General features: G+C 53.4%; 5 protein-coding genes and 2 riboswitches. All 5 genes read left to right on the forward strand.

The window, feature by feature from the left end; translation table 11 throughout:
- The first annotated feature begins 67 nt into the window (after positions 1 to 67).
- Positions 68 to 3,889, forward strand: coding sequence for a phospholipid carrier-dependent glycosyltransferase (locus G5B47_RS24445; RefSeq protein WP_165103979.1), 3,822 nt, complete (start codon positions 68 to 70; stop codon positions 3,887 to 3,889).
- Between the two features lie 34 nt (positions 3,890 to 3,923).
- Positions 3,924 to 4,928, forward strand: a complete 1,005-nt coding sequence (locus G5B47_RS24450; RefSeq protein ID WP_165103981.1) for a glycosyltransferase family 2 protein — start codon at positions 3,924 to 3,926, stop codon at positions 4,926 to 4,928.
- Entirely contained in the window at positions 4,921 to 5,391 is a 471-nt protein-coding gene (locus G5B47_RS24455; RefSeq protein ID WP_165103983.1) for a GtrA family protein, read from the forward strand. Before G5B47_RS24450 ends, G5B47_RS24455 begins: the two co-directional genes overlap by 8 nt.
- Before the next feature lie 13 nt (positions 5,392 to 5,404).
- Positions 5,405 to 6,064, forward strand: coding sequence for a class D sortase (locus G5B47_RS24460; protein WP_165103985.1), 660 nt, complete (start codon positions 5,405 to 5,407; stop codon positions 6,062 to 6,064).
- Between the two features lie 105 nt (positions 6,065 to 6,169).
- A riboswitch (cyclic di-GMP riboswitch) is annotated at positions 6,170 to 6,250 on the forward strand.
- A gap of 73 nt (positions 6,251 to 6,323) precedes the next feature.
- Positions 6,324 to 6,404: riboswitch (cyclic di-GMP riboswitch) on the forward strand.
- A gap of 13 nt (positions 6,405 to 6,417) precedes the next feature.
- Complete coding sequence (locus G5B47_RS24465) at positions 6,418 to 7,227, forward strand: transglutaminase-like domain-containing protein (RefSeq protein WP_165103987.1); 810 nt, start codon at positions 6,418 to 6,420, stop codon at positions 7,225 to 7,227.
- The last annotated feature ends 216 nt before the right edge of the window (positions 7,228 to 7,443 follow it).

Genomic DNA, 7,443 nt, shown 5'->3' on the forward strand with positions numbered 1-7,443 from the left:
AATGAGGGAAAAATAAAGCACACTCACATACATAGATTCGGACGATTATACGAAGGTGGTTACAAGGATGAAGAAGTGGCCAAATGCCGCAAAATTGATGTTTATGCTTCTGCTGTGTATGCTTGCCCTGCCTGCGGGAACAATGTTTGCGGAAGGGAATCTTTTGCAAAATTCCGGCTTTGAGGAGTCGGCTTCGAATGCGCCCGCTTCCTGGAACAAGGACGTGTGGGTTCAGGGCGACCAGGCAAGCCTGCTGTCTGTAGAATCCACCGATGTCCATTCCGGCAGTTTCGCAGCCGCTGTTGAAAACCTGCAGCCGAATCATGCCAAATGGATTCAGACCGTTGCCGTCAAGCCTGACACCCATTACCGGATATCCGGTTGGGTGAAAGTGGTGAACGCGGGAGCGGAGGGCATTGGGGCCAATATCTTCGTCGTCGGCGTAGGCGGGGGATATCCAAGCACCAAGGATACCGGCGGAGGCTGGCAGCAGCTCACGTTCGTGGGCAAGACGGGCCCGGATCAAAAAGAAATGGGCATCGGCGCCGCCCTCGGCGGGTACGGCAATTTGGCCACCGGCAAAGCGTACTTCGATGATTTGTCTGTGGAAGAGCTGAGTTCCGCCCCGGCCGGGGCTTCGGTGCTCTCGCTTGATCCCGGTTCGTCTTCGGCGGGTACGTCGGGAAAGCCGGTTAAAATTTCATCCAAGGATATTTTGCTCTTCTCCGCGTTGTTCGCCTGCCTGTTTGCGTGGGTGTACCGGACCGCGCTTCGCAGCCGGCGTCTGCTCCGAAGAGAGAATTACAATTTTAGCCTATGGCTGGGTCTGGTTCTTGCTGCGGCTTTCCTGCTGCGCCTGTGGCTCGGCTGGACTTCGCAGGGCTATATGAACGATATGAAGACCTTTATGTACTGGGGGCAGCGGCTCGCCGAGGTGGGCCCGGGACGCTTTTACCAGGAAGGCCTGTTTGCGGATTACCCTCCAGGGTATCTTTATATATTGTATCTTCTGCATATCATACAGGACGGGCTCGGCCTGAGCCCGGATTCTCCCGGAGAGATGCTGCTGTTCAAGCTGCCGGCGATTCTATCGGATATTGCGGCCGGATGGCTCATTTACCGGATCGGAAGCAAGAAGCTGGGGAGCGGGATTGCGCTCGGACTTGCAACGCTGTATTTGTTTAACCCGGCCGTACTTACGGATTCGGCGGTGTGGGGGCAGGCGGATGCCTTTTTCGTACTGTTCCTGCTGCTCAGCATTAACGCCGTCTCGGATAAACGGCTGGCCGTTTCCGCGCTCTGGTTCGCGGTCGCCACGGCGGTGAAGCCGCAGGCGCTTATTTTTACGCCGGTGCTGCTGTTTGCACTCCTTCACTACCGCGCCTGGAAGGAACTGCTAAAGGGTGCGGTGTACGGGCTGGCCGCGTTTGCCCTGATCACCTTGCCGTTCTTTTGGGGCAACGGGGGGCTCGGCGGACTGATTGATCTTTACAAAAGCACGCTGTCTTCCTACCCTTACTCGACCGTCAACGCTTTTAATCTCTATATGCTTATCGCTCCGAGCTGGGCGCCGATCGACCGGTTATGGCTCGGAATCCCTTTCCGTGCCTGGGGCAATATCGCGATTATCGCCGCCGTGCTTTTGGCGGGGGCCTACTCGTTCCGCAAGGACAAAAAGGATCTGTCCAAGTCCTTCTTTATCGGTCTGGTTCTGATTGTGGTCATGTTTGTCGTCGGGACCAAAATGCATGAACGCTACATGTTCCCGGCACTTATCCTAAGCTTGTTCGCTTTTATGGAGACCAAAGACCGGAGGCTGCTGACGCTGTTCTTCGGCCTGAGCTTGACCCAGTACGTCAATGTGGCTTATGTGCTGCTGCATCTGAATGCCGGGCAGAATCCGGGCTCGGACGGCATTGTTCTGGTCACATCAATCGCCAACATCGGGCTGCTACTCTTCATGCTGTACATCGGGTGGGATATTTACTTTAGGGGAAAAATCCTCCCGCTTGCTCCTCCGTATACGGACCGGCAGCTTCGTGAAGCCGACCTGGCGCTCGCCGGAGAGCTCCGTCCTTCAAGTCACGGCCGCCCGGGAGGCGTATTCCCGAGGCTGGTGCGCAAGGACTGGTTGTGGATGGGGGGCATTACCCTGCTCTATGGCGCGCTGTCTCTGGTCAATCTCGGCTCGTCCTCTTCGCCGCAGACGGTCTGGGCGCCTTCAGCCGCTGGTGAAAGCTTTTATGTGGATTTGGGAGCCGCGAAGCAGCTGGATAAGGTAAGAATATTCGGCGGCGTGGGCACGGGCGAATTTACGCTGGAGTTTGGGGACACACCTGGTACCTGGTCCGGACCCGTCAAGATTAAGGAGGACGTCGGCAACGTCTTTATCTGGAAAAGCCAGCAGCTTAACGCCACGGCGCGTTACGTCCGGGTCTTCGTGAATAACCCGGGTTTCTACCTGCATGAGATGGCCTTTTACGAGCAAGGCAACGCGTCGCCGCTGGCCGTAGCCGATGTGTCGCCGGATACGGGAGGAACTCCCAAAAAAGGCGAACCGGCAAACCTGTTCGACGAACAGCAGCTCATTCCGGCGAACTCGGACTTTATGAACAGCACCTATTTTGATGAGATTTATCATGCCCGAACCGCTTATGAGTATGCCCATGGCATCGTTCCATATGAGAACACGCATCCGCCGCTCGGCAAGCTGCTGATTTCCGTCGGCATGGCGCTGTTTGGCGTCAATCCGTTCGGCTGGCGGATCGTCGGTACGGTGTTTGGAATCGCCATGCTGCCTGTCATTTATATGATGGCGCTGCGGCTGTTCGGGCGGACGCGCTACGCGGCGCTTGCGGCAGGGCTGTTCGCGCTGGACTTTATGCATTTCACGCAGACCCGGATCGCCACCATTGATGTGTACGGCGTCTTCTTCATCATGCTGATGTTCTATTTCATGCAGCGTTATACCGTCATGAATTTCTACCGCGATCCGCTGAGCAAAACGCTGTGGCCGCTCTTTTGGTCCGGGCTGTTCTTCGGCATCGGCGTCGCCTCCAAATGGATTGTCCTTTATGGAGGGGCGGGTCTTGCGATTATGCTTGGCATATCGCTATTTGACCGGTTCCGGCAGCACCGGGCCGCCCGGCGCCTGCTTGCCGCCGGAAAGGGTGGAGACGCGGAACTGTTCTCCGCCTGCCGGGAGGCTGAACGAACGTTCTGGAGCAGAACGATCATCACGCTGGCGTGCTGCCTTGTCTTTTTTATCGTGATACCGGCCGTGATTTACAGTCTGTCGTTTATTCCCGTTCTGTCCGTCACACCGGAAGGCTATACGTTTAAAGGACTCATTCAAGCGCAAAAGGACATGTATGATTACCACAGCCAGCTTGTGGCTACCCATCCGTTCTCTTCCCAGTGGTGGCAGTGGCCCTTCATGAAGCGGCCGGTATGGTTTTTCAGCGGCGGGGAGGGCCTGCCGGCAGGACAGGTGAGCAGCATTGTGACAATGGGCAATCCGCTGATCTGGTGGACCGGTGTGTTTGCCATTCTCGCTGTGCTCTGGCTGACGCTGAAGCGCCGGGAGAAGCAGCAGTACGTCATTTGGATCGGTTATTTTTCCCAGTATGTTCCCTGGATGCTCGTTCCGCGCGAGACGTTCCTTTACCATTATTTCGCCATGGTGCCGTTTCTGATTCTGGCGCTGGTCTATGTGCTGAAGCTGTCGGACGGATACTTCCCGGAATCGCGGTCGAGAGTCATTCGTTATGTGTTTGTCGCGGGAGCGGCGCTGCTCTTCGTGATGTTCTATCCCGTTCTGTCGGGACTGCAGGTTAGCGGAGATTATGTGACGGGCGTCCTGCGCTGGTTCCCGACTTGGGTCTTCTAGAGTCAGACCTGTCCACAACTTAGGAGGAAAAGAAATGAATGCCAGATACAGCGTGATCGTCCCGATGTATAATGAGGAAGAAGTCATCTCCCATACGTATGAGCGCCTGAAAGAAGTCATGGACCGTTCCGGAGATGCGTACGAACTGATTTTCGTGAACGACGGAAGCCGGGACCGCTCAGCCGAGATGATCCGGGAGATTGCAGTCCGGGACGAGCATGTGAAGCTTATTGATTTTTCGCGGAATTTCGGCCATCAGATCGCGATTACCGCCGGTATGGACTATGCCCGGGGCGAAGCGGTCGTCGTGATCGACGCGGATCTTCAGGACCCGCCGGAGGTCATCCTGGAGCTGATTGCCAAATGGAAGCAGGGGTATGAGGTGGTGTATGCCAAACGGCTGAAGCGCCACGGCGAGACCTTTTTCAAAAAAATGACCGCCAAGCTCTTCTACCGCCTGCTCAGCAGCATGACTAGCGTGGATATCCCGACCGATACGGGCGACTTCCGCCTGATTGACCGCAAGGTGTGCGATGTGCTGCGCGAGCTGAAGGAGAAGAACCGCTATGTCAGAGGTCTTGTCAGCTGGGTCGGCTTTCGTCAGACGATGGTGGAGTACGTACGCGAAGAGCGTTTTGCCGGGGAAACGAAGTATCCTCTCAAAAAAATGATCCGGTTCGCGCTCGACGGCATCACGTCCTTTTCGCACAAACCGCTCAAAATTGCGTCTTATCTCGGATTTCTGCTCTCGTTCTCCAGCTTTATCTTTCTGTTCTTCGTCTTGATGCAAAAATGGTTCACCTCCCGCACCGTGCCCGGCTGGGCCTCCATTGTAGGGGTGAATCTGCTGTTTAACGGTATTGTGCTTATGATTCTCGGGGTAATCGGGGAATACATCGGCCGGATTTACGACGAATCGAAGGATCGGCCGCTGTATATTGTCCGCCGGACCGTGGGCTATACCAGCCTGAAAGAAGAGGAAGCTGAGCTCCTTCGTGAGGAAGCCGGACTGACGCGGAAGGGCGTGCCCCATGAATAACAAAAATATGCGCGGCGACATAATCCAGTTCGTCAAATTTAATATTGTCGGTCTGCTGAATACGCTCGTCGATATGGCCGTGTTCGCGCTGCTGAATTCGCTCGGACTGTACTATGTCGTGGCCCAGATCATCTCCTATGGGGCGGGAACGGCCAACAGCTTTATTTTAAACAGCAATATAACGTTCAAGGACCGGAAGCGGTCCAAAGAGGACGGTTTCGATTATAAGCAGCTAATGAGGTTTATTGTTTTGAATGTGGTTGTGCTTGGTATATCTTTGCTGCTGATGAGCTTGCTAATCGACCGGCTGGGACTGAAGGAACTGGTATCGAAGGTGCTGGTTACCTTTGTTACGGTCATCATCAATTTTGTCGGCAGCAGAAAATGGGTGTTCGTGAACCCGAAGCAGCCCCTGTCCGTTTCGGGCGAGGTGGTCTCCGGAGGGGATGCGGACCAACGTTAGAGGGTGAGATAACTTGCGCAAGCTGTCCTACATCATTATTATTGCGGGCGTTCTGCTGCTGCTGTATCCGAAGGCCAGCGAATGGTTCGAAGACTGGCAGCAGCAGAAGCTGCTGGAGGAAGCGGAACGGAACTTTGAACAAGGAACGAATACGGCTCAGACCTCTGTCGATCCCGACTTGCGGCTCAAATACGCCAAAGTGACGCAGCTGCTTGCGGATGAATCGGCATTGGGCGAAGAGTCTGAGCCTGCGGATAATAATGGGGCTTCGGACGCCGGCGAGCAAGCGATCGGACTGATTGAGATCGATACGATTGATGTCAAGCTTCCCGTGCTTGAAGGAGCCACCAAAGCGAATATGAGGCATTCAGCCGTGCATCTGACCGAGACCGCTCCGCTGGGAGAAGTCGGCAATGCGGCCATTGCCGCTCACCGCGCCCATACCAAAGGAAGACTGTTTAATCGCCTGAACGAAGTGAAGAACGGAGATACGATCACCGTTAAGACCAGAGGGAAAGTCTATAATTATATCGTTTATGATATTCAGATCGTTGATCCGACAGACATTTCCGTGCTGGAGGGCAATAAAAAAGACCGGATCTTGACGCTGATTACCTGCGATCCGCTGACCAACCCGACCCATCGGCTTATTGTCCACGCAAAACTTCCGTGACTGTAGCGGAAAAATGTTAAAAGAGGCGGATGGAGTGGGTATATCTTCCTATTATTCTATTGTTATTTGATATTGATATGGTAAAATATATGTAGAAAAGCTAAACACGATAAATGGCAAACCTATCGAAAGGTAGGGACGCAAAGCTACAGGGCCTTCCCGTCAGGATGGCAGCCAGCTGCCGAATGAAGAGGCTTTTTTTGTTTGATTTTTAATATAAATTCTGGTATTTATACCAAAAACAATAAAGATAAAGCTTGTGTGACAAAGGCAAACCTGCCGAAAGGCAGGGACGCAAAGCTACAGGGCCTTCCCGCCAGGATGGCAGCCAGCTACCGAAAGGAGTTTTATCCATGAAGAAGTTGTATGCGGTGATCCTCGCTTTATTAATAGTCGCCGCCTCCGCCGAAGCGACTCCGGCAGCCGCTGCGAGCAGCGGGTTCGAATGGCTGGATGCTTCGGAATTAAGCCAAGGCGTTGTCGGCATTCAATATAACGTTCCCCAGAACAAGCGCACTAAACTGATGATCACCAAGAACGGCAGCAGCTATACCTACAATCTGTTCGCATCGGAGCCTAATGAATCCTTTCCTCTTCAACAAGGCAACGGTACCTACCGCATCTCCATCCTTGAGAACACCAGCGGCAATAAATATAAAGTAGTGTATTCCGACTCGGTCGATCTCTCGCTAAGCGACCCCAACGCTGTATATCTGAGTTCCGTGCAGAATGTGAATTGGAGTCCCTCGGACAAAGCGGTACAGAAAGCGAAACAATTGACTCAGCATGCTGCCACGGACAAAGAAAAGGTAACCGCCATCTACAACTATATCATCTCTAACATAAAATATGATTACGCTCTGGCTGCTAATGTAGCCAATGACTATGTGCCGAGTATCGACAATACGCTTGCCTCTAAAAAAGGAATTTGCTACGACTACGCCTCCCTTTTCGCCGCCATGCTTCGGAGTGTGGATGTACCGGCTAAGCTGGTCATGGGCAATAGCAGCTATGTAGCTGAGTACCATGCCTGGAACGAAGTCCTCATCGGGGGCAAGTGGGTCACTATCGATACAACAGTCGATGCGGGCTTGGGCAAGGGCGGCAAGACGGCTCCCCTGATTAAAAGCGCAAGTAAATATACGGCCGTGAAGTATTACTAAGCACGAGCAATCCGCTTAACCAATAAGTGGATTGTTTTTTTGTGATTTGGGGGTTGCCATATTCACTGAGAAGAGGTATTATAGGTGAGTCGCTCTTGGGAGGCACAAGCATTTAAGGATAACTTGAAAAAAACTTTTTATAAAAAGCTTGCGTTCCTGAGTAAGACATGATATATTATAAAAGTTGCTGCTGACAGAAGTTGAGCGGCGGCAAAT

Source organism: Paenibacillus apii (genome assembly GCF_011043685.1).
Classification (GTDB): domain Bacteria; phylum Bacillota; class Bacilli; order Paenibacillales; family Paenibacillaceae; genus Paenibacillus_AQ; species Paenibacillus_AQ sabinae.